The organism is Mesorhizobium sp. FG116 (assembly GCF_057809835.1).
Window position 1 is genome coordinate 1 of sequence record NZ_JBMDKS010000143.1, and the last position, 463, is coordinate 463.

The window sequence follows — 463 nt, forward strand, 5'->3', positions numbered from 1 at the left end:
CGAGCTTCGCGCCTACTTCCTGGATCGGCTTCTTCTTTGCCGCACGTGCAATCGAAATGTCCGACATCGGCTTCATCCCTACAGTCATCTTTAGTCTCCCATTTTTTGTTTTGTTGATTGGCAGCGAAGCTTCGTCGTCAGGCGGCTTCCGGCAGGGGCAGCGGGTCAGTGAGGGCGTTTCCGACGTTGAAGCCGATGCTTGTGAAGAACTCAGCGGCGGATACCTTGGCGCCGCCTTCCGGCTTGACCTTGAGCAGTTCGACCTGGCCGCCCTGGACGATGATGGAGACGCCCTTCTCACCGATGGCGCTGATTTCGCCCGGCTTGCCGCGCACGTCCTCGAAGCGCCGCACAGGGTGCTTGCGCGTCTCGTAGATGCGGACCTTGATGCCGCCGATGGTGGTCCAGGCGCCCGGCGCCGGATCGCAGCCGCGGATCAGATTGTAGATGTGGTCGATATGGG

The 463-nt window shown here is 60.9% G+C and carries 1 pseudogene; it reads right to left on the reverse strand.

Annotated features, from left to right (window positions below):
• Positions 1–137 precede the first annotated feature (137 nt).
• Positions 138–463: pseudogene (locus tag ACODTY_RS24165) on the reverse strand (methionyl-tRNA formyltransferase); the annotation flags it as partial.